Annotated in this window: 19 protein-coding genes; 5 read left to right on the top strand and 14 right to left on the bottom strand. The window is 41.4% G+C overall.

Translation table 11 applies throughout. The features are described 5' to 3' along the window. Positions 1 to 405: 405 nt before the first annotated feature. The 3 genes from DI53_RS10930 to DI53_RS10920 form a co-directional block, all read right to left on the bottom strand. Entirely contained in the window at positions 406 to 1,362 is a 957-nt protein-coding gene (locus DI53_RS10930) for a hypothetical protein (RefSeq protein ID WP_037499036.1), read from the bottom strand. 97 nt (positions 1,363 to 1,459) lie between these two features. Then, positions 1,460 to 2,611 carry a GDP-mannose 4,6-dehydratase gene (gmd, locus tag DI53_RS10925; protein ID WP_037499033.1) on the bottom strand — a complete coding sequence of 384 codons (1,152 nt, stop codon included), beginning with the start codon at positions 2,609 to 2,611 and terminating at the stop codon, positions 1,460 to 1,462. Between the two features lie 111 nt (positions 2,612 to 2,722). Continuing rightward, positions 2,723 to 3,286 (bottom strand): hypothetical protein, encoded by a 564-nt coding sequence (locus tag DI53_RS10920; RefSeq protein WP_037499030.1) that lies wholly within the window; start codon positions 3,284 to 3,286, stop codon positions 2,723 to 2,725. Positions 3,287 to 3,711: 425 nt separating this feature from the next. Here DI53_RS10920 and DI53_RS10915 point away from each other — a divergent pair, with 425 nt between their 5' ends. Together DI53_RS10915 and DI53_RS10910 are read left to right on the top strand one after the other, a co-directional pair. Beyond that, positions 3,712 to 4,626 (top strand): lysylphosphatidylglycerol synthase transmembrane domain-containing protein, encoded by a 915-nt coding sequence (locus DI53_RS10915; protein ID WP_037499027.1) that lies wholly within the window; start codon positions 3,712 to 3,714, stop codon positions 4,624 to 4,626. A 5-nt stretch (positions 4,627 to 4,631) separates the two neighbouring features. Further along, complete coding sequence (locus DI53_RS10910) at positions 4,632 to 5,342, top strand: SDR family NAD(P)-dependent oxidoreductase (protein WP_037499024.1); 711 nt, start codon at positions 4,632 to 4,634, stop codon at positions 5,340 to 5,342. Positions 5,343 to 5,371: 29 nt separating this feature from the next. On the opposite strand, the gene DI53_RS10905 is transcribed toward DI53_RS10910, so the two are convergent. Continuing rightward, positions 5,372 to 6,724, bottom strand: coding sequence for an alpha/beta hydrolase family protein (locus tag DI53_RS10905; RefSeq protein ID WP_037499021.1), 1,353 nt, complete (start codon positions 6,722 to 6,724; stop codon positions 5,372 to 5,374). Positions 6,725 to 6,866: 142 nt separating this feature from the next. On the opposite strand from DI53_RS10905, the gene DI53_RS10900 reads away from it, so the two are divergent. Then, entirely contained in the window at positions 6,867 to 7,604 is a 738-nt protein-coding gene (locus DI53_RS10900; RefSeq protein WP_037499016.1) for a lysophospholipid acyltransferase family protein, read from the top strand. On the opposite strand, the gene DI53_RS10895 is transcribed toward DI53_RS10900, so the two are convergent. Next, the gene (locus tag DI53_RS10895; protein ID WP_052072343.1) at positions 7,605 to 8,750 is read right to left on the bottom strand and encodes a glycosyltransferase; all 1,146 of its coding nucleotides are present in this window, start codon (positions 8,748 to 8,750) and stop codon (positions 7,605 to 7,607) included. Next, positions 8,728 to 9,702, bottom strand: coding sequence for a lysylphosphatidylglycerol synthase domain-containing protein (locus DI53_RS10890; RefSeq protein WP_037499013.1), 975 nt, complete (start codon positions 9,700 to 9,702; stop codon positions 8,728 to 8,730). The genes DI53_RS10895 and DI53_RS10890 overlap by 23 nt, the downstream gene beginning before the upstream one ends. Before the next feature lie 148 nt (positions 9,703 to 9,850). Between DI53_RS10890 and ruvC the strand changes: the two genes are divergently transcribed. Next, on the top strand, positions 9,851 to 10,414 hold the full coding sequence (gene ruvC / locus DI53_RS10885; protein ID WP_037499011.1) for a crossover junction endodeoxyribonuclease RuvC: 564 nt from the start codon (positions 9,851 to 9,853) through the stop codon (positions 10,412 to 10,414). Here the strand turns inward: ruvC and DI53_RS10880 are convergent. Continuing rightward, complete coding sequence (locus DI53_RS10880; RefSeq protein ID WP_037499007.1) at positions 10,411 to 11,454, bottom strand: hypothetical protein; 1,044 nt, start codon at positions 11,452 to 11,454, stop codon at positions 10,411 to 10,413. The genes ruvC and DI53_RS10880 overlap by 4 nt on opposite strands. 469 nt (positions 11,455 to 11,923) lie before the next feature. On the opposite strand from DI53_RS10880, the gene DI53_RS10875 reads away from it, so the two are divergent. Further along, the gene (locus DI53_RS10875; RefSeq protein ID WP_037499004.1) at positions 11,924 to 12,394 is read left to right on the top strand and encodes an Lrp/AsnC ligand binding domain-containing protein; all 471 of its coding nucleotides are present in this window, start codon (positions 11,924 to 11,926) and stop codon (positions 12,392 to 12,394) included. A 37-nt stretch (positions 12,395 to 12,431) separates the two neighbouring features. Here the strand turns inward: DI53_RS10875 and DI53_RS10870 are convergent, their stop codons facing one another. From DI53_RS10870 to DI53_RS10840, 7 genes are all read right to left on the bottom strand, one after another. Continuing rightward, the gene (locus tag DI53_RS10870) at positions 12,432 to 13,499 is read right to left on the bottom strand and encodes a M20 family metallo-hydrolase (protein ID WP_206538024.1); all 1,068 of its coding nucleotides are present in this window, start codon (positions 13,497 to 13,499) and stop codon (positions 12,432 to 12,434) included. Continuing rightward, positions 13,492 to 14,292: a pyrroline-5-carboxylate reductase gene (gene proC / locus DI53_RS10865; RefSeq protein ID WP_037499001.1), complete on the bottom strand. Its 801-nt coding sequence runs from the start codon at positions 14,290 to 14,292 to the stop codon at positions 13,492 to 13,494. The genes DI53_RS10870 and proC overlap by 8 nt, the downstream gene beginning before the upstream one ends. 4 nt (positions 14,293 to 14,296) lie before the next feature. Then, the gene (gene argB, locus DI53_RS10860; RefSeq protein ID WP_037498998.1) at positions 14,297 to 15,091 is read right to left on the bottom strand and encodes an acetylglutamate kinase; all 795 of its coding nucleotides are present in this window, start codon (positions 15,089 to 15,091) and stop codon (positions 14,297 to 14,299) included. Positions 15,092 to 15,112: 21 nt separating this feature from the next. After that, positions 15,113 to 16,075, bottom strand: a complete 963-nt coding sequence (locus tag DI53_RS10855) for a Rossmann-fold NAD(P)-binding domain-containing protein (protein WP_037498995.1) — start codon at positions 16,073 to 16,075, stop codon at positions 15,113 to 15,115. Positions 16,076 to 16,350: 275 nt separating this feature from the next. Continuing rightward, positions 16,351 to 17,481, bottom strand: a complete 1,131-nt coding sequence (locus DI53_RS10850) for an aspartate aminotransferase family protein (RefSeq protein WP_037498992.1) — start codon at positions 17,479 to 17,481, stop codon at positions 16,351 to 16,353. A gap of 164 nt (positions 17,482 to 17,645) precedes the next feature. After that, on the bottom strand, positions 17,646 to 18,188 hold the full coding sequence (rplQ, locus tag DI53_RS10845; protein WP_037498990.1) for a 50S ribosomal protein L17: 543 nt from the start codon (positions 18,186 to 18,188) through the stop codon (positions 17,646 to 17,648). A 140-nt stretch (positions 18,189 to 18,328) separates the two neighbouring features. Further along, positions 18,329 to 19,321 carry a DNA-directed RNA polymerase subunit alpha gene (locus DI53_RS10840; protein WP_037498987.1) on the bottom strand — a complete coding sequence of 331 codons (993 nt, stop codon included), beginning with the start codon at positions 19,319 to 19,321 and terminating at the stop codon, positions 18,329 to 18,331. Positions 19,322 to 19,333: the final 12 nt, after the last annotated feature.

The raw sequence follows: 19,333 nt of genomic DNA, 5'->3' as shown, positions 1-19,333 counted from the left end.
GTGCTGCGGAGATACAATCACGATATTGAAATAGCCTTTCCAAAGTACATTTAAAAATGGCTTCTAGCTAGTTACTCTTAGCCCTATGCCAGGCACCTAAATATAAAGTAAGTCGTCCTTTCCGCAAAGACTTTTTTCCGCGGCGCTGGCAGTAAGCACCGCAACAGCCACATTGCATGTTAACATTTTCTTTCGTTCGAGAAACTACGCCGGCTTAATTCATCTGCAAGCAGCAAGGGATGTATTTGCAACACCTAGATGGATAACAATCTGCGCCTTATAACAATGAAAAGATTTTAGCATCCTATCGCCCTCAAACAGGCTGATAGGTAGAGAGTAACCTAGAAGGGCGTAAAAAACTACAATTTAATGGGATATGTCTGTTCAATAAACAGCGAGGATCAACTATTTCAGTACTACTCCGGCTCGACCCATGATTGCATTATCATGATAAAGTAGCACGGTATACGCTCCTTTTTTAAACTTATCAAGCGGCCATAAAAACTGATATTCTTCGCCATTATTCGTGAAGTTTATAGTTTCCTTAAAGGTGTACTGGAGTTTTTCTCCATGTACATAGAATAAGCTGTTGGCGTCTCCGAAGAGATTTCCAGACGGGTCAACCACACGAACAAAGACTTCTTTATTGCCCCCTTTCGCTAACGAATTATCGGCGAGGGAGAATAAAACTTGCAGTTGATCTACGCGGCGTGCCTTGCTTTCGATTTCTATGCTGCCTCTTTTGGAAATTGAAACACCGTTGACATGGATATTTGATACTTTTAAGCCAGCAGCAACAGTAACCTTATCTTTTAACTGCGTATTTTCTTTGGATAGCGCATTAAGCCTTTTGTCGCTCGACGTAATTTGGATATTTAGGTCGTGGTTCTCGCGTTGCAAGAGTTCATTTTTTACTTTCAACTCGTTGAGATTGATCCGTAGATCAGACACACTCCCTTTCAAACGTGAAACTTCTTGTTTAGCTAGAGAGATATCTTCTTCTGTTATCGTTTGTTCTTCTAATTTTTGACGTAATCCACTAATTGCTTCCCTCGCGCGGTCTTCTGATGCTTCGAGCGATTCATCCAAGGCTTCTTGCCCCTTTAGCGTAACGAGATTATCCAATTCCGCTTCAATACGATCAATCTCTATCTGAAGATCTTGCTTCTGAATAGCCATCGTATACAGCTTCTCGCCGGATGATTTAAACTTTACATAGAAATAGATATTCGTCGCTAACAACGCCGATATGGCTATCAAAAAGAAATAGATCTTGGAATTATTTCTTTTCGGTGCTTGTTCTAGATTTGTCTTATCGGAGCTATACGTTTCTACCTTCTCAATATCCTCTTGCTTTTGCATTATTATTTAGACCTATGTGGGGCAAAGTAACGTTATTATCGCCTAGTGATTGGAAATAACAAAAATTATTCCAATTCGATTTTAGGACATTAAGATGTTACTCAAAGTAATTTAAACTTTTAAAACCACCTTTACGTAAATATTCTTCTTTACGCATCAGGTGCAGATCATTCGTGATCATATCTTTGACAAGCATAGGCAATGTGAATTTCGGCTCCCATCCTAATTTAGTCTTTGCTTTGCTAGGGTCACCTATCAACAAATCTACTTCAGTTGGTCGGAAATATTGCGGGTCGACCTTAACAACGGTCTGCCCTATTTTGATATGCTCGACAGGAATCTCGAGGCGTTTCAGTACTTCTTCATCACGATCAATGATGACGCCTCGTTCTGCGGCATCCTTTCCGCTAAACTCAACCTCTATGCCTAATTCGGCGAAAGCCATTCTGACAAAGTCACGTACAGTGGTGGTGACACCCGTAGCGATGACGTAATCTTCTGGAGCAGGTTGTTGCAATATCAACCACATAGCTTCTACATAATCTTTCGCGTGCCCCCAATCTCTTTGGGCTGATAAATTGCCTAGAAATAGACGATCTTGTAGTCCTAATGCGATCTTTGCAACAGCGCGCGTAATTTTTCGTGTTACAAATGTTTCGCCACGTACAGGGCTTTCATGATTGAAAAGAATACCATTACATGCATACATTTGGTAGGCTTCGCGGTAGTTTACGGTAATCCAATAGCCATACATTTTCGCTACAGCATAAGGGCTTCTCGGATAAAATGGTGTGCTCTCACTTTGAGGAACCGCTTGCACCAACCCATACAACTCGGAGGTAGATGCCTGGTATACTTTTGTCTTTTGCGTCAAACCTAACAACCTAACTGCATCAAGAATACGCAATGTACCTATGCCGTCTGCATTAGCCGTATATTCAGGTGTATCGAAACTTACTTTTACATGAGATTGCGCGGCCAGATTATAAATTTCGTCTGGCTGAACTTCTTGGATAATACGGATGAGATTGGTAGAGTCTGTCAGGTCTCCATAATGGAGTATAAAATTCCGCTGACTTGTATGCGGATCTTGGTAAAGATGGTCAATTCGATCAGTATTAAACGAAGATGACCGCCTTTTAAGGCCGTGAACAATATAGCCTTTTTTTAAAAGGAACTCAGCAAGGTAAGCGCCGTCTTGCCCGGTGATACCGGTAACAAACGCCACTTTTGGTGTGATTGCATTCATATTCTCAAAAACAATACGCAAAAATAAAAATATTTACGTGTTTCCCTAATATGTCTTTTTTGGAAAGGGAAATAAGAAAGCCACGGCGAAGTGCCGTGGCTGCTTTAAAACTTAGTCTTGTATTCTGCTAAAGTTAAGCACAAGAAATCCGGTACCGTTATCTAAGGGAATCGGCATACGCATTACTAAAGATTGGCCATCAGAATAAGAAAGGTTCAATCTATAGCCTGAAGTTACATTAGATGCTTTTTCTCCGGAATAAATCTTTTTAAATTGAAACTGTGGGTATTCGGCATTGCTTTTACCGTCGAAAACGGACCAAACAATTGTGCGGACTGCTCCATCGGCACACAAAGTGCCTGCTGCATTGAAGGTGATAGTACCACGGTAATTTCCGCCGGGCAAATTCCAAACACTGCCGATAAAACAATCCACAGGTGCTTCATCGAAGATATTTTTGATGGTATATGCAGCAGGAATATCTTCTCTATCCACGGAATTTAAAACCCACTTACCTTTCAAACCGCTACGCCATTGTCCGGCCGAAGGACCACTAGCACCTGCAGCAGTTGATGTTCCTGCACCTGTAGAAGTTGATTTTCGTTGTGCTCCACAAGAGCCCAACAATAAAACGATCGCTAACGTGGCCAATACAGATAGGATATGTTTTCGCATAATGTAAAATTTAGTTTTTTATTTTTGACTATATTCGCAAATATAAAAATTTGCGTCGATGACATCATCCAAAAATCATACCATAAGCAAAATACTAGCAAAGGCGATTTTGCGGATAACCGTTATACTTATTGCGCTGCCAATTATTTTGTATTTCACAAGACCTGAAGCGATGGCATCGCAAATTTCCTTTCCAAATCTATGGTCGATTGCTGCTCCGGTTTTACTCGTACTTTCATTCATCGCTATTTTGATTGTGGTCCTGCGCAACAAGTATGCGAAAATAGAATATAATTGGTTGCTAACACTCTCAGGTGTTTTTGTATGTTTATATCTTGTTCTATTTTATTCACGAGTGTTAACTATGTTTAATTAAAAACATGCTTTATTATGTGTATTCCACTTAATAAGACAAACAGCTAATCATGGGCAAACAAAAATACTGGTCAATACTAAAAAATATATTTAAAGTCATCATTACCGTGGGAGCCTTATTCTGGGTATCTCAAAAAATCTCCTTTAAAGACCTTGGAAATGCCTTGCAAGACTGTAATGTATTATATCTTCTATTGGCATTGCTCAGCTACGTTTGTTCGCAAATAATTGCTTCATCGCGTTTGAATAGTTTTCTAAGTGTAATCGGCCTAAACCTAAGCGAACGCTATAACTTCAGATTGTACCAGCTGGGATTGCTCTACAACTTTTTCCTTCCAGGGGGTATTGGTGGCGATGGCTATAAAATATACTTCCTGAAAAAGAATTACGATATACAAGGGAGAAAGATCTTAAGCGCGGTCTTTTTCGACCGGCTAAGTGGTTTATGGGCGCTGACTATAATTACAGGATGCTTAGTGATCTTTATGCCAAGGCTGGCCATCCCCAATTCAGTAACTATTAGTGTATTGCTCATCGGTACAGCCAGCTATTTGTACTTTCTACACCTATTCTTTAGACCATTTTTTTCAAAATTTCTCATCACACATGTTAAGGCACTCGCTGTACAGGGACTACAAACACTAAGTGCTATATCCATCTTATACGCCCTGAATTTCGATGGGAAGTTTTCACCCTATCTATTGATATTCCTATTGTCGTCCCTGGTTGCTATAGTACCATCCATTCTGGGAGGGGTAGGTCTTCGCGAGTCGTTGATGACTTTCGGCGCAGAATATTTTCAATTGAATGAGCATCTCGCGGTGCTGATCAGTTTAACGTTCTATGTGATTTCTCTTTTGGTAGCCTCATCAGGAATTTATTATATTGTAAGACCCCAGCGTTTGGGAGCAGAAAAACTGCCATCAGCAGATGAAATCGAACAAGAATTAAATAAAGAAGAATAATCAATATGGCGAATATAATCATTACAGGAGCAAGCAGTGGCATCGGGTTCGAAGCGGTATTAGATCTAACAGCAAATAAAAGTAACAATGTCATCGCCTTAGCAAGGTCGGAAGATAAGCTACGAAAATTACACGAAATATCCTCTTCCCTAAATCCGGATGGGGGGAAACTCTATCCTGCGAAATTTGATATTGTCTATGATGATTACCTAGGATCATTGGTTCCTTACATCAAATCTAAGTTCGATTCCGTAGATATTTTGATCAATAATGCCGGTGTACTTTTAAATAAAGCTTTCCTAGACACAAGTGTGGAAGAATTTGCTCAAGTAGTGCAAACGAACTTGCTGGGCACTGTAAATATGATAAAACACGTCGCACCTTTGATGAAATATGGTAGTCATATTGTTAATATCGGAAGCATGGGTGGTTTTCAGGGATCGTCTAAATTTGCTGGCCTATCCGCATACTCCGCGAGTAAGGGCGCCATCTCTGTATTGACAGAATGCTTGGCAGAGGAGCTTAAGCCGCAGGGGATAAGCGTAAATTGCCTGGCTTTAGGATCTGCACAAACAGAAATGTTCGAGGCCGCTTTTCCGGGCGTTGAGGCGAGCACGCTTGCTTTTGAGATGGGGAGATATGTAGCAGAATTTGCCGAGAACGGACATAAATATTATAACGGAAAAGTATTGCCTGTAGCAAGCACCACGCCATAAAACTCGGATACGATAGTGTGTTTAAAAGGCTATCTATCTAGAATCCAAGCGGCCAAATCCTTAAGAACCACGTCGCTGAATGTTTCTTCCAAATCACCATATTCCATAGGCGCACCCGTTTTGCTTTGTTGAAAAAGATGATTAAGTCCCTCATAGGCTTTCAAAAAATGTCCTGCCCGTTTTGGAAGGTTATCCGAGAGGCTTTCTAAATTTGGGGCAAATGGCACTTGAAGATCTTTCGTTCCAAACACGGCAAAAACGGGCACTGCTATCTTTTTAATAAAGGGCACAGGTTCTATGCGCATGAAATAGCGATACGAAGGAAGCAGTAGCATTTTGAGCTCATTCTCTTGCTGTTGGCTAGGTTTAGGAAACACTGGCGCCATATTTTCCAAGATCTGTTTGTAAGCTTGTTCATCTTTAGCATCGCTTTTCACTATGGCGAAATTACGTCTATTAATTTTTTTGGCGCGCGTCAATTCTGCTTCGGACAGTCCTTGTACACGGCCTATTTCGTAGGCCTGTAAAACCATCAACGAATCGATGGCTATTGTTGGGGCCGCAAGTAACGCAATGAAATTAACATTTGCAGATCGTTGCCCGGCGATAAGTTGTGCAATAAGCCCCCCTTCGCTATGCCCTATTATACCAATCCGTTTGGGATCTACCTGTTTTTGTTTCTTAAGAAATTCGAGCGACGCTATAGCATCCTTACTGAAATCACCGATGGTGCTGGTTGTATAATTTCCACTTGACTTCCCAACTCCGCGCTCGTCATAGCGCAATACAACAACACCTCGTTTTGTCAGATAATCAGCAATTACTTTAAATGGCTTGTGCCCTTCGATAGTTTCATCACGATCTTGAGGGCCACTACCGGTCACTAAGATCACAGCCGGATGTTTCCCCGCATTTCGCGGAAACGACAATGTGCCCGACAAGCGGACGTTATCAAACTGGTTGGTAAACGAGACATCAAGGGTATCATAGCTGTAAGGCGGATGCGGCTCTTGGGGTCTCTTCTTAACTTTCTCTTTAAAAGGAAGCATCAGCAGGGGCGCTTTGAACTGTCGCTGCTCAAAAACGCCATCCAATTTTCCCTTAAGCAGCTTTCCAGAAAAAACAAAACCGATCTTCAGCACCTCTACATTGATCGAATCGCCAATGACATTTACCTTACTAAACGGCACGCGCGTGGAAGACTGAGCAGGGCTCACCATATCACCTATCCATTTCCCATCTTTCCCTTCCTTAAGGTGAAATATAATAGGTAGCGTAGTTCCTTGAATAGCAACCTCACCTTTCCAACTACCTTCCATTTTTTGACCAAAACCCCAACAGGAACTTAAAAGCAATACAAATAAGAGTATACTATATTTCATTCATTAATTTCTTCAGGTAACACTTAACTATACGTATTTCTAATAATAGCAAATTGTCTACCAAACTTTAAGGAATGCGCAGATCAATCGCTCGCATTTTATACATTCGTTCGAATAATAGTATATTTGCAAAATTTTTGACATGAGAAAATTCATTGGATTTGTCCTTAGCCCCCTCTTCTACTTAAGTTTTTCTGTAGCACTTTTGCTGTTTCATCCTATACAATGGCTATGTCTTAAAGTAGGCGGATATGCTATGCACAAAAAAAGCGTTGATATACTCAATGGCCTTCTTGTTGCATGCAATTACACGCTTTTTAACCCCACAAAATTTATTGATAATAAAAGCATACCTTCTGGAAAACCAATTATATTCATTGCAAACCACCAAAGCACTTACGATATCCCGCCGATGATTTATTTTTTACGACGATTTCACGGGAAGTTTATTTCAAAGATAGAACTCGCTCAGGCGGGCATTCCCAGCATATCGTTTAACCTGATACATGGCGGTGCTGCAAATATCGACAGAAAAGATCCGAAACAGTCCATATCAGAGATTCTAAAACTTGCAGAAAACATGAAGGATAAGAATTGGTCTGCATTTATCTTTCCAGAGGGAACGCGCACAAGAACAGGAAAGATGAAATCTTTTTCTATTGGTGGCATAGCGACATTACTAAAAAAGGTACCGGAGGCGTTAGTGGTTCCGATCGCGATCAAGGGGTCTTACCGAATGGTAGCCTATGGGATGTTTCCTTTACGACCGTTTACGCGCATGAGTTGGGAAGTGTTAGATCCTATAGACATAGCAGGCCTGTCAGCAGAAGAAGTTGTCAAAAAAGCAGAAGAGATCTTGCGTGCAAAAGTAGAAGGCTAATTAATTCACCTTCCTGCCTTTCCACTGATATTTACCGATATTGCCGGCTATGCCGATGTAAACGAGGTATACTGCATGGATAAAAGATAGCAGTGGCAAGTTCCACAGTAGCTTACTGCGCTTTGCAAAACGGCACAGTGGTGCTATAAAAATGAATTCCCCGAATAGCTTCAATGCAATAGCTCCTAAAAACAGGGTATGCACATTAGGTAAATCCGCCAAAAAATGTATTGCGCCCCCCAAAAGTGCAAGGTTAAACAACCAGATTGCTACACCTAATGCCACAACGCGTTTATCTTTGTATTTCGTACTTTTGGAAGCCCAACGTCGGCGTTGGCTAATAAAAGATGCTAAGTTAGGTTTGGCATCAGTGTACACAATCGCCGAGTGCGACTTACAAAACCAAACACGATCTGCATGTTGCTCAGCAACTTTATGTAGCAATAACTCGTCATCGCCAGAAGCCACATTGTCTATCCCATTAAAGCCCCCCATAGCATAAAACGCATCACGCCGATAGGCCAAATTTGCACCATTGCATGTGGTAGGATGTCCATTCCCGATTCCTGCGGCCCCCAACCCTATCAAATAAAGAAATTCTAAGGTTTGTAGGCGCTCGAAATAGCTTTTTTCTTCAGAATATACTACCGGAGAAGACAACATCATGGCATCTGTTTTCTCAAAATATCCGATAACAGTAGATAACCAGTCTATGCCCATCCGACAGTCTGCATCTGTTGTAACGATTATATCTCCCGACGCCTCAGCGATAGCCCTACTAATCGCCAATTTCTTGTAGGAATTTAGTTTATCACCTTCGTTCAATTGAATAAGCTTTACCCCGCGACTGGCATACGAGGCTACAATCGATGCGGTACTATCTGTAGAATGATCGTCGACAACAATAATTTCCAACTTGTCTTTCGGGAACGCTTGATTCACTATGCAATCCAGGGTGCGGACGATATTTGCCTCTTCGTTTCTTGCAGCAATTAACACAGAAACCTTTGATCTAATTTGCACCGTCATTGGTTTACTCGGCACCCAAGCATTACGGAACCAGCCCCGCCTCATATACAGAACGAGCATGGTGTATATAACCGTGGTTACGATCAGAAAGATATCAAGACTTGTGGCTATTGACATAATTAACATTAAACACGAAAACTGAGCCTACGATGGCCGGCAAGATCAAATTGACAAACCATATACACGACACGATGGCCATGACGGCTATTTCTTGCGTAGTGATATAGCTATATAAATTACTTGCCACAAAACTTCGCACACTGAAATCAAAGATATCTAACGAAGGTACCGCAGACTGGATAAAAAACAGAATAAAAATCATGAAAACCATAGCAGCGAAAGGCATACCTGGTAAAAACACGAACATCAGCACGATATATTGCGATGTAAAAATGAAGAACCGAGCTAACGAAAGCAAGAGCACCTGGCAGAGCTCGCGCACACTGAAGTCTTCAAGAATAGAGAAAAAAGGCTTTATTTTTTGGAGAAACTTGAATCGACCGACTATGGCATCTATCCAGTGCACGTTGAAATACAAAATTAAAAACGTGCCGGCATAAATGATCCCAATTAGCCAAATGCCAAATTTGACAGCTGTGGGAGTTGGCAGATAGGTTGAAACAAACCAAGCGATACTTAAGGCGCCAAAAAAACTTGTCAGAACCAGTTGTGCAAATAACCCTACGCCCATCGCCACAGCGCCCGTAGCCCTATTCTGCGGTTGCAGAAGTAGCACACGCCCGCCGTACTCACCAATTCTATTTGGCGTAAAAATGGCCCAGGTTAAGCCGCAAAAGACAGATTTGACCGCTGTCCACCAACTTATATGCTCGATCTTTCGACTCAGGAATTTCCACTTGACGATTTCGATCGCCCAATTAAAAAGCATCATCACCACGACGACACCTAACGTTAGACGCACTGTCCACGCGGGAGTACTTTGTAGCAGCGTTTGAAATTCTACAAGGTTTTTCTGATTAGAAACCTTCGTAAATATAAACCAACAGGCGAGTCCTACGATAAGGAGCTTTATGAAAAGATTCAGGTATTTCTTCTGTTGTTTTGTCAAGTACTCAAAATAAAAGCACAATGTTACTAATTTTTAACGACATCTTAAGTTAACAATGGGCATTATGACAAACAGAAACGGCGCTTTCCAGATCTCTTATTATCTTTTCAGAGGCTTAAATATCCGCTAATAATTGTAATATTGCGGTATGCAGAGAGAAAAGGCCAAGGAACGGATTATTTTAGGCATCGACCCGGGAACAGTAGTACTTGGGTATGGAATCGTAAAACAAGTTGGGCAAAAAGTAGATCTTATTTCTTTAGGGGTTGTAAAAATGGGTCATCTTGATGACCACGGATTAAAGCTGCAGCGTATTTTCAAGAAAACATCCGCATTAGTCGAAGAGTACAAACCCGATTGCGTTGCGTTGGAATCTCCATTCTATGGAAAGAATGTACAGGTGATGCTGAAGCTTGGGAGAGCGCAAGGCGTGGCGATGGCGGCCGCTTTAAATTTCGATATTCCTATATTTGAATATTCACCAAGGAAGATAAAACAATCTGTCACGGGGAGTGGAAATGCTAGTAAGGAACAAGTTGCGGCGATGCTAAAAACGATTCTTAAATTCAATGAGACACCCCAGTTTCTCGATGCTACGGATGGTCTGGCAGTTGCCGTTTGCCATGCATTCCAACAGCGCCTGAGCACCGAAAGTAAAAGCTATACTGGCTGGGAGGCCTTCGTCAAAGATAACGAAAAGCGCATCCGCTAAAGCTTCACCTGCCGGATCACATTCTTCACATTCAGCTCTACAATATCCGTCATACTTCGGCACTTGTAATAAGCATCGTTAGCATAAAAAGAGGCATAACCCTCCCGTAAAATGGCAATGTTTGCATCCGTTGATAACTGTTGCTGTTGAGAGGCATCACGGAGATCCTTAATACGGTGGCGTTCGCTCCGCACGCGATGCACGATGGATGAGCGCTCTTCTTGCTGATACTGCAGCACAGTCTTATCATTAAGATGCTCCATAGCAAGCTTGACGTAAGGGAGGTTTTCTTTAAAGTATTGTGGCATGTAAACCCTTGGATTGCCTTCATAAAATTGCTGATCGAAATCAATTGCGCGGATTCGGAATTGGAAATCGTCGAAATCTGGCGTGATTTGCATCACAAAATTATAGGCGCGCATATCTCCTAGCAGTGATATGATGCAGCGTTCGTTAAACTTGACGAACTCCTTCGCGATGCGCGTTTGATTATAATCGGGGTTTGAGATATTCCCTTTGGTAAAAACATCTCCCGGAATGCCTACGATATGCTCTTCTACTAACGTATCTCTATCCGCCAAATAATTTACTTGATTTGGAGATAAAATCTCCTCCAGTTCTAGGCCATATATTCGCGAAGCATCAGCCTGCTTGATATAAAAATAGTCATACACATCGTTGAGCCGGTTAATAATACGCACACGGAAAGGGCGCGTATTTCCAAAAGCGCAATACTCTATTCGATCTATAATTTTGTGTTCGACAATGCGTGTATTTCCAGAGGCTTTCAATATAGCATAAATCACTTTAAGACCTTCGTACAATTGGTCTTGGAGGTATGGAGGATAAAGCGGTGTTTCCCAAAACGTATCATTTCCATTCTTATCCATCACGGGAACCGTTTCGGTGAAATTTAACAAGTCTTTGTAAGCTAAAGGTAGTTTAGCATCACGCTGGTACATTCTGAGGTATTTTAAAAGGCCTGCACCCACCGGATACATCGGCTTCTTTCGCGAGATCTTTACATCATCTATTTCCATAAAATATCCGTTTCAAGTAAAGTTAATAAATCGGCGGCGATATCAGGCCTTCTACCTACCCTATTATCAGCGAAACCAACGCTTCGCCAAGCGAAAACGTCGAGCAGATGATTTTTGGTTGAAAAATGAAACATTTACAATGAAAAGACAGCTGATTGCTAAAAAATAAAATAGAATTCTAAATATACTTACTATTTTTACAAAAAAAATAAAATTTGCAGAAAAAAGAGGTTCTAACATGATTGGTTTAAAAAGGAAGAAGCTCCCCGGGCGAGGAGCTTCTACGCTAACCAATTATAAACCTATGTTATTTTGAGGGAAGTAACATGCTAATGTTAACAAAACTTGTTTATTTTTCCCGTTTTGTTAATACAAATATAAAATAGATTCCGATTTTCTGCAAATTTTATTTGATTTTTAGTTATTTTACAAAAAAGACTTAGATATTTTTAAACAAACAACCATTTTCATGGATAAAAAGTATTCAAATTACGATTTAGACAATTTAGATATCCAAATTTTGTCTATTTTAATGGAAAACGCCTCGATTCCATACACAGAAATAGCGAAAAAGCTTATAGTTTCCGGCGGAACCATCCATGTACGCATGAAAAAGATGGAAGAACTGGGAATAATTAAGGGATCCGAACTTATTATTAACCCCCAAAAGGTTGGGTTTGATATTACAGCCTTCTTAGGAATATACCTGGAAAAGGGGTCTCAGTATTCAGATGCTGTCAAACAGCTACAAACTATCAGCGAGGTGGTAGAATTGCACTACTGCACGGGGCAATATAGTATGTTCGCTAAGATCGTTTGTCGCGACACCGCACATTTACGCAAAGTTTTGAACGAAGATATTCAAGCATTGACAGGGATTCAGCGCACCGAAACTATAATTTCCCTGGAAGAGAGCATCAAAAGACAAATTACGCTTTAAAAATCAAAAGCCGGCGGTCTAATCGTCGGCTTCCTTTTCAAAGTATGTTTTTGAGCATATTGATGTAAAAAGTAACACCCTCCTCTATTTCTCGAATATAAATATATTCATCAGCCGCGTGCGACCGTGCAGAGTCCCCCGGACCGACTTTCAAAGACGGTACAGGAATTAATGCTTGATCACTCATGGTCGGACTACCATAAGGTTCTGCACCCAGCTTTATTCCAGACTGCACAATAGGGTGGCTAAGCGCAATCGTTGAGGGGTTAAGACGTGTGGATCGAGGTTCGACCTTCACTTCCACGTGCTTACGTATGATGTCCAAAACTTGCTCGTTGCTATACGCATCCGTGGTACGCACGTCGACCACGAATTTGCAGGATGCGGGCACAACGTTATGTTGGGAACCAGCACTTATCATCGTAACAGACATCTTTACAGGGCCAAGATATGTAGAGGTTTCTGAAAATTGGTATGATCTGAACCAATCAATAGCATCTAAAGCCTTGTAAATTGCATTCTCTCCTTCTTCACGTGCGGCATGACCAGCCACCCCCTCGGATTCACAATCTAATACCATTAGCCCTTTCTCGGCGATAGCTAAATTTAATAAAGTAGGCTCACCCACAATGGCAAACGCGATCGGGTGTATATGTTTCAATGCTTCTTCCACCCCATTGCGTCCAGATATCTCCTCCTCTGCCGAAGCTAATATGCACAGGTTGTATTGGAGATCAGCCTTTTCGTGATAATATAAAAACGCAGCAATCAAACATACCAAACATCCTCCAGCATCATTACTACCCAGCCCATAGAGTTTACCATCCTCTTCACTTGCAAAAAAAGGGTCTCGGGTATAGCCCGCATTAGGTTTTACGGTGTCGTGATGCGAGTTGAGTAGTATGGTCGGCTTATTCGAATCGTAAAAAGAATTATAGGCCCAAACATTGTTGCCAACTCGCTCGTAAGTTACGCCCTGACTATCAAAAAAATGACACAACATATCTGCTGTGTCATATTCTTCGCGGCTGTACGACGGAATTGCAATCAGTTTTTTTAACAGGTCCCTACTCGCTTCAACCAGCGTGTCTATCATTTTATTCATTATAAAGTCCTCCGGCTTTCTTTGCGGAAAGCTTGATACCTTTAATAAAAGCTGAACTAAATCCGTTATGCTCCATTTCATTTAACCCGGCAATGGTACATCCCTTAGGCGAGGTAACTTTATCAATCTCCCCTTCCGGATGATTTTGCGTTTGCAAAAGTAAATCAGCAGCACCTTTCGCTGTTTGCACAGCCATCTTCAGTGCATCATGAGCGTGAAACCCTATTTCTACCCCGCCTTGTGAAGCTGCGCGAATGGCCCGCAAAAAGAAGGCAATCCCGCAGGCACATAGTGCCGTGGCAGATGTCATTAAATCTTCTTGAATGACCACAACCGATCCTACGGATTCAAATAAAGCTTCTACCCGAGCTACTTGTTCCTCTGTTGCGCTATCTGTTGCGATGCACGTCATCGACTGGCCGATAGCTATGGCTGTATTAGGCATTGCACGAACTACAGGAATATCTTCTCCTAGAACCGCTTTAACATCAGCACAACTTACACCGGAAACGACGGAAACGATGATTTGCCCAGCACGCACGGTTGTCTTAATTTCCTCCATCACTTTCTTGAGCTGCTGGGGAAGAATAGCGAGCACCACAATATCTGCGGAAGACACCGCAACGGCATTCTGGTCACTTGTAATGAAGCCTAAGCTTGCTTCCTCTTTTAATGCTGTGACGCTTCGCCTCGTCAAGGTAATGTCGGCAGGCAGATATTGCGCGGATTTTACCAAACCCTTGGCTAAAGAAAAACCAATGTTTCCGCTACCGATTATTGTTATTTTGCTCATGATATTACTTTGCTAACATACAGGTACCAAATTCCCCCTGTTGATATAAATGGAGGTTTAAGGCATTACCAATATATACATTTTTAACGCCTTTGCCAATAGCATGAAAAGCATTATCCAATTTTGGAATCATACCCTCGTAGATAACACCAGCACTTTTTAATGCCTCAAACTCGTCGGGGTTAATGGATTTGATTACGGATCGCTCATCATTGACATCACGTAGCACGCCATCTTTTTCAAAACAATAGATAAGACGAGTATCGTATATCTTAGAAAGCGAAACGGCCAGGGCAGAGGCGATAGTATCTGCATTTGTATTCAGCAGCTGGCCTAGGCCATTATGCGTAATCGCAGAAAAAACCGGCGTGAAGCCTGCTTCAAGAAACTTTTTAATGCTAAGCGTATTTACACTATCAACCAGAATATCGCCCACATAGCCATAATCCACCTCCCTTACTGGTCGCTTCACCGCTTTAATTGAATTCCCATCCGCGCCACTCAGGCCCAATGCATCACAATCAAATTTTTGCAATAACGATACGATCTTCTTATTTGTCAGTCCTGCGTAGACCATCGTTACAATATCCAGCATCGGCGCATCGGTGACACGCCTGCCATCAATCATCTTTGCTTCAATTCCCAAACCAGCAGCAGTTCGTGTAGCCACCTTTCCACCGCCGTGTACGAGTATTTTCTTCCCTTGTAATGCCGCAAATTTCTCTAAAAAGATGTGTAATTGTTCTTCATCATCAATTACATTTCCTCCTATTTTTATCACATTCAACACACTTCCCATCGATTAGCCTATATTATTCACTTATTTTAATTTTTCCAACATGCGCTTTAACACCACTTGTGCAGCCCAAACTCTATTGCTTGCTTCTTTAATGACAAGCGAGTTGGGGCCATCCAAGATCTCCGATGAGAGTTCCAGATCACGGCGCACCGGCAAACAGTGCATAACTTTTGCATTGTTTGTCAACTTCAACTTTTCATTATCCATCATCCAATTTTGTGCAACCGGGTAAACTTCGCCATACTCCGCGAAAGAGGACCAATTTTTCACATACACAAAATCTGCTTCTTGAAGACTTTCTTCTAGATTATCAGAAATCTTTGCTCCTTTGGTGAACTCTTCACTCAACTCATAACCCATTGGATGTGCTATGGTGAAATCCACAAGACCTTGCTCTTGTGCTTTGCACATCCATTCTGAAAAAGAATTGGGAACAGCTTGAGGAAGAGCTTTCACATGAGGTGCCCAAGCTAAGACAACCTTCGGCTTCTCGACATTTTTATGCTCACTAATGGTGATGAGGTCGGTTAAACTCTGCAACGGATGCCGAGTGGCGCTTTCCAAAGAAACAACGGGTACGGCACAGAACTTAACGAATTTGTTAAATAAGTCTTCCGTGTAATCAGCCTCCTTATCTTTTAAGCTTGGGAAAGACCGAAGTCCCAAAATATCGCAATACTCCCCCATCACGGCGGCAGCTTCCCGGATGTGCTCGACAGTAGTACCGTTCATCACGACTCCGTCCTGCGTTTCAAGGGCCCAACCATCCTTGTCCATATTGATCACCATCACATCCATTCCCAAATTCATCGCTGCCTTTTGCGTACTTAGACGAGTCCGCAAGCTAGGATTCAGGAAAACCAGACCCAAAGTTTTGTTTTTACCAAGATCTCTCAATGCGTAGGGAGATGCCTTTAATGCTAATGCATCTTTAACTAATATTGATAGATCATCTACATCTGCTACAGAAAAGAATTTTTTCATATTAATAAAGTGTAAAACAGAAGGTAAAGCGTATTGAAACGTTCGACCAGCTATTTATGATTTATTCTATACTATTCGTTTTTTTGTTGTTATTTAGTTGAAAGCGCATATCCAATGGTTGTCGAAAATGATATCAACAACAATAAAGTTGTTCACTTGCCCTATTTGGATTAATGTATCAGGCTTCGATCGCCGTTGCCGTTCCTTATGTTACTATAAAGCCTCGGAAAACCATGGCTACCTTTCGCACAATACGCCATTCACACTACTTAAGTCTATTTCAACCGTTCGTCAAGAGCCGTTAAAAATCGGTCTGCAATTTCCTTCGTAATATTTAAAGCTGGAAGAATGCGAATTACATTTGGCTTAGCCTCGCCAGTAAAGATCTTGTTCTTGATCAACAGATCTTTCTTTACTTGGGCTAGCTCTTCGGGCAACTCTATACCAATCATTAATCCTCGACCACGCACCTCCTTAACCTTGTCAAATTTATTCAGCTCATGGATCAAGTAATTTCCAACAGTACGAGCATTCTCTAACAGGTTTTCGCTTTCGATAACATCCAGTACTGCAACTGCAGCGGCACAAGCCAAATGATTGCCACCAAAGGTAGTTCCTAATAAACCGAATGATGCTTTAAATTGCGGTGCGATGGCGATCCCCCCGATTGGGAAGCCATTGCCCATGCCCTTTGCCATCGTGTAAATATCGGCTTGAACACCGGCATAATCGTGCGAGAAAAAATCGCCTGTACGACCGTAACCACATTGCACAGAGTCCGCAATAAAAACACTATGGTGTTGATCGCACAATTGACGGATTAACCGTAAAAATCCTGCAGAGGCTTCCCGAATACCGCCCACTCCCTGTATACCTTCAATAATAACCGAGGAGATTTCATCACCGATTGTGGCGAACGTATGTCGCAGTGCGGCCTCGTCGTTAAAAGGAAGAAACACGATATTATCCGTTGCGTTTACCGGTGCTACGATCGCTGGATTGTCGGTGGCTGCAACAGCTAGTGAAGTACGACCGTGGAAAGACTTGCTAAAAGCAACAACCTTTTTCCTACCATTGTGAAAAGAAGCAAGTTTCAGCGCATTTTCATTTGCCTCCGCTCCAGAGTTACATAAAAACAGCGTATATTCCACCTTACCAGAAACTTCACCCAATCGTCGCGCCAGCTGTTTTTGAATCGGTATTTCAATCGAATTAGAGTAAAAACCGATTTTATTCAACTGCGATGTCAACGCTTCCACATAGCGTGGGTGCGTATGACCGATCGAAATTACGGCATGCCCGCCGTACAGATCAAGGTATTCATTACCATCTACATCCCATATTGTAGAGCCTTCTGCGCGTACAATATTTATAGGATTGATAGGATAAACATTAAATAAGTCCATTTACGATAAGATATGAAGGAAGTGTAATGCTCCCGTAGACAAATATAAGTAAGACGCAGGGGAATAAGCCAAGAAAAAGCAACAAAATAGCGGCTCTACCCATAAAAAAATCCCCGACTTTGCAGTCGAGGATTAATTATATTGGAGGAAGATCTTTCTAGAAATTAATCTTCTTTTTTCTCTTCCGTTGCTGGAGCTTCTTCAGCTGGAGCAACTTCTTCAGCTTTAGCGTCAGCTGCTACTTCTTCAGTTGGAGCTGCTGCTTCAGGTGCTTCCGTAGCTTTCTTCTTCGCAGATCCGCGACGACGAGTAGCTTTTTTCTCTGTCTTAGCAGTTTGTCCGTAAACTTCGTTGTAATCAACAAGTTCTACGAAAGCCATCTCTGCGTTATCACCTAAACGGTTTTCCATTTTGATGATACGTGTGTACCCGCCTGGACGTGTAGCTACTTTTTCAGATATCTCGCGGAATAAGATCGTTACTGCTTCTTTATCTTTCAAGTAAGAGAATACAGTACGACGTGAATGCGTTGTATCGTTTTTTGATTTCGTGATCAAAGGCTCAACGTACGTACGTAACGCTTTAGCTTTTGCCAACGTAGTTGTAATACGTTTGTGTTTGATCAATGAAGTCGCCATATTAGCTAACATCGCCTTACGGTGACTGTCAGTGCGGCCTAAGTGGTTTACTTTTTTTCCGTGTCTCATTTTCTAATTTGTTTTGTGCGTACCGTTCTTATCAAAGTAAAAAGTAAAAAGTAAAAAGTAAAAAAACTCTATACTCCATACGCATTACTCAATACTGCAGAGGATTTACGCAACAGGTCGCTTTATTTATAAATTACTTATTATTCTTCGTCAAGTTTGTACTTAGACAAATTCATTCCGAATGATAGACCTTTAGACTTCACCAATTCTTGGATCTCGCTTAAAGATTTCTTACCGAAGTTGCGGAACTTCAACATGTCAGCTACGTCGTAAGTTACCAATTCAGCTAACGTACGGATATCAGCAGCTTTCAAGCAGTTTAAAGCACGAACAGAAAGATCTAAATCCACTAACTCTGTCTTCAAGATCTTGCGCATATGCAAGATTTCCTCGTCAACAACCTTCGTTTCTTCCTTGGTTTGTGATTCTAACAACATGTTTTCATCAGAGAATAACATAAAGTGTTGAATCAGGATCTTCGCAGCTTCTTTCAAGGCTTCTTCCGGATGAATAGAACCATCAGTAGAGATATCTAACAACAATTTCTCGTAGTCAGTCTTTTGTTCTACACGATAGTTTTCTATAGTATATTTTACATTCTTAATAGGTGTATAGATTGAATCTACAGCGATCAAACCTACAGGACCATCAGTAACTTTATTTTCTTCAGCATTTACATAACCACGTCCTTTTGAAACTGATAGCTCTACCTCTATAGTAACTGCAGTATCCATATTGCAGATTACCATGTCTGGATTTAGAACTGTAAAGTTATTGGAAAACTTAGTAATGTCACCAGCTTTAAATTGTTCCTGACCATTGATCACTACAAAGATCTTCTCCGCATCACCTTGCTCACCAGTCTTTTTGAAACGAACTTGTTTCAAATTTAAAATGATCTCGGTAACATCTTCAACAACACCTTTAATAGTAGAGAATTCGTGGGAAACGCCTGAAAACCTTACCGACGTAATTGCATATCCTTCTAATGAGGACAATAAAATACGGCGCAAAGCATTACCAATAGTCACACCAAAACCTGGCTCTAATGGACGAAATTCGAAAGTACCATCAAAATCCGTTGATTTTTGCATGATAACTTTATCCGGTCTTTGAAATGCTAAAATTGCCATTTATTTCTTTTT

The organism is Sphingobacterium deserti (genome assembly GCF_000757725.1).
GTDB lineage: Bacteria > Bacteroidota > Bacteroidia > Sphingobacteriales > Sphingobacteriaceae > Sphingobacterium > Sphingobacterium deserti.
The sequence above is the reverse complement of the archived record's forward strand: the minus strand, read 5'-3'. Positions and strand labels throughout refer to the sequence as shown.